Origin of the sequence: Neorhizobium puerariae (assembly GCF_042429745.1) — a bacterium.
In the GTDB taxonomy this organism is placed as follows: Bacteria; Pseudomonadota; Alphaproteobacteria; order Rhizobiales; family Rhizobiaceae; genus Neorhizobium; species Neorhizobium puerariae.
Genome location: NZ_JBHMAA010000066.1, coordinates 1 through 2709, shown reverse-complemented (window position 1 = coordinate 2709; position 2709 = coordinate 1). Strand labels below are relative to the sequence as shown.

At 60.0% G+C, this 2709-nt stretch carries 4 protein-coding genes; all 4 read right to left on the bottom strand.

The features are described from left to right. Positions 1-197: hypothetical protein (locus tag ACFFP0_RS30960; RefSeq protein WP_377266079.1), on the bottom strand; the 197-nt coding region annotated here is incomplete at its 3' end. Beyond that, the gene (gene tnpC / locus ACFFP0_RS30955) at positions 197-1822 is read right to left on the bottom strand and encodes an IS66 family transposase (RefSeq protein WP_377266080.1); all 1626 of its coding nucleotides are present in this window, start codon (positions 1820-1822) and stop codon (positions 197-199) included. The genes tnpC and ACFFP0_RS30960, both read right to left, overlap by 1 nt. Before the next feature lie 63 nt (positions 1823-1885). Further along, the gene (tnpB, locus tag ACFFP0_RS30950) at positions 1886-2233 is read right to left on the bottom strand and encodes an IS66 family insertion sequence element accessory protein TnpB (protein WP_377266078.1); all 348 of its coding nucleotides are present in this window, start codon (positions 2231-2233) and stop codon (positions 1886-1888) included. Then, positions 2230-2610, bottom strand: coding sequence for an IS66-like element accessory protein TnpA (gene tnpA / locus ACFFP0_RS30945; protein ID WP_377266077.1), 381 nt, complete (start codon positions 2608-2610; stop codon positions 2230-2232). The genes tnpB and tnpA overlap by 4 nt, the downstream gene beginning before the upstream one ends. Positions 2611-2709 lie beyond the last annotated feature (99 nt).

Here is a 2709-nt window from a genome sequence, read left to right as displayed (position 1 = left end):
GTCAGCATCTGCCTGAGTTCGTCAATGCCATCGTCTGTCAGAGAGGGTGTGCTCTCGTCATCTCCGGTCACGACGCTGATGATATTGCCATAGGTCAGGTTGTCATCATTGCTGATGATCTCCCGGAGGAGGTCGATGTCCTCATCGAGGATTTCGGCGACATAGTCGATGGTGAAGACGAATCTGACCGTTGCCATTAGGCAGCCTCGGCGCAGATGATTGCCGCTGTCGGCCTCCAGTTCCAGGGAAGCAGTTCGGCGAGGCGATTGATCTTGTGATCCTGAATGCGGTCGAGCACGTCAGCCAGATAGGCCTGCGGATCGAGGCCATTCATCTTGGCGGTTTCGATAATCGTCATGGCCCGCGCCAGGGTTTCTGCTCCAGTGTCAGCACCCGCGAAGAGCCAGTTTCGTCTTCCAACGCCGATAGGACGCAACGCCCGCTCGGCGGCGTTGTTATCGATTGCGACACGGCCATCTTCCAGGAACAGGCAGAATGAGGACCACCTGCTCAAGCCGTATCGGAAAGCGCCCGCCAGATCACTCTTGCCGGGGATGCGGGTCAGTTGCGCTTCGGCCCAGACGCGCAATGCTTCGACCTTTGCCTTGCTGTGCTTCTGGCGCGCGGCAAGACGGATATCGGCAGACTTGCCTGCAACCTCGCGCTCGATATCGTAAAGCGCGCCGATACGGTCGAGCGCCTCGCGGGCAATCTCGGACTTGTTTGAGGTCCATATATCATGGAAGTCGCGCCGCCAATGCGCCCAACATGAAGCCTCCTGGAAGCGGCGTGTCCCGTCCGGTCCGGCCTCATATAACTTCGCATAGCCTTTGTAGCCGTCGGCCTGAAGGATGCCGCTCGCCTGCTTGAGGTGACGGTGAACGTGCTCTTCTTTCCAGTCGGGAGCAAAATAATAGACCGCACCAGGCGGAGCTGTGCCCGCCCATGGGCGTTGGTCCCGGACATAGGTCCAGAGCCTGCCCTTCTTCACCCCTTTCCCCAACCCCTTGTCGCGCAGAGAGCGATCCAGAACCCGGATCGGCGTGTCGTCGGCGTGGAGAAGGTCGCTGCTCATGATCGCGGCTTCGATCAACTCGAGCAGCGGCAGGAGCACCTGCATGGCGCGGCCACACCAATCGACCAGCGTGCTGTCGGGGATATCAACGCCCGTGCGAGCGAAGATTTCGTTCAGGCGATAGAGTGGCAGGTGGTCGTCCAATTTCGAGACCAGGATGTAGGCGAGCAGTCCAGCGCCCGCCATGCTGCCCGGGATGGGACGGCTGGGCGCGGGCAACTGCACCATCTTCTCGCAGCAGCGGCAGGACTTCTTCAGCCGGGCAATCTCGATGACCTTCAACTGCGCGGCGATCATGTCGAGAATTTCGCTGACGTCTTCACCGACAAGCCGCAATTCGGCACCGCAAGCGGGGCAGTGCGCGCCGGGATCGAGTTCCCTGCGCTCGCGAGCGGCCTTGTCCGACACGCGCGGACGGCGGCGCATGGTCTTTTCCGGCATGCTTGCCTCAGGTGCCGCAGGCACGGTTTCCTCGATCTCGGTGAGAGGCTCGCTGCTGCTTTCCGAGGCGGCAATCATCAGGTCCTCCAGCGCCAGTTCCAACTGCTGGATTTCCCGTTCGATCTTTTCCGACGATTTGCCGAAGCCATGCTTCTTCAGCCTGGCGATGCGCAGCCGCAGAGATTGGATCAACTGATCATGCGCCTGCAAGGTCGCCGACATCTTCGCGTTCTTCGCCTCAAGCGCGGCGATCATCGCCTTCAAGAAGGCCGGATCATCGGGAAGATTTTGGCTCGCGTTTGACATGAACCTGACTACCACAGGTCAGGCTCAATATCCATAAAAACACGTAAATTCAGTGGGATAAAATCAACCGACACGGGCCGGAGGAGCGCCCCAGTCGGGTCGTCGCCAATCAATCCCTTCCCACAGCATCGCCAGTTGAGCAGACGTCAACCGGGCTGCCCCATCTGCTGTCGACGGCCAGGGAAACCGCCCTTTCTGCAGGATCTTGTAATAAAGGCAGAACCCCTGGCCATCAAAATACAAAAGCTTCAAACGGTCGCCCCGCTTGCCCCGAAACGCGAAGACCGCACCTCCCGTCGGCTTCTGGCGCAGCACATCCTGGGCAAGAGCAGCCAGCCCCTCGATCCCCTTGCGCATGTCCGTGACACCGCAAGCGAGATAAACACGAACACCTGTCCCAGGCCCGATCATGCCGCCTCGATCGCCCGGATCAGACGCTTCAGTGCAGCCACATCAACATCGCCACTGAAGCGAAGGCTTCGTCCGCAGCACAGTTGCAATTCCATCATTGCAGGCAAAACCTGCATGCCATCAAAAGCCCGAGCCTCTTTGCTGTCACCAACAGGCGGCATGTCCAGCGGCAGAAACACCGTTGTCGACGGCGGCGCGAGCTGGCCCTTCTTCCGCAACTCACGCCGCCAGGTGTAAATCTGCTGCCGCGTGACCGAATACCTGCGCGCCACCTCTGTCACCGACGCGCCATCGACGCCTACCGACAGCACGACCTCCAGCTTGCTCTCATCACTCCAACGTCGGCGACGTTCATCGCCGAGGATTTCCACGCGCATCGCAGGCCTCGCCTAAAACACGTCGCTAACGACGTCGTTATAGACGGGTCATAAACAAGCATGCCGATCTCCGACAGGCGGCCACAATCGGGCGGTTAC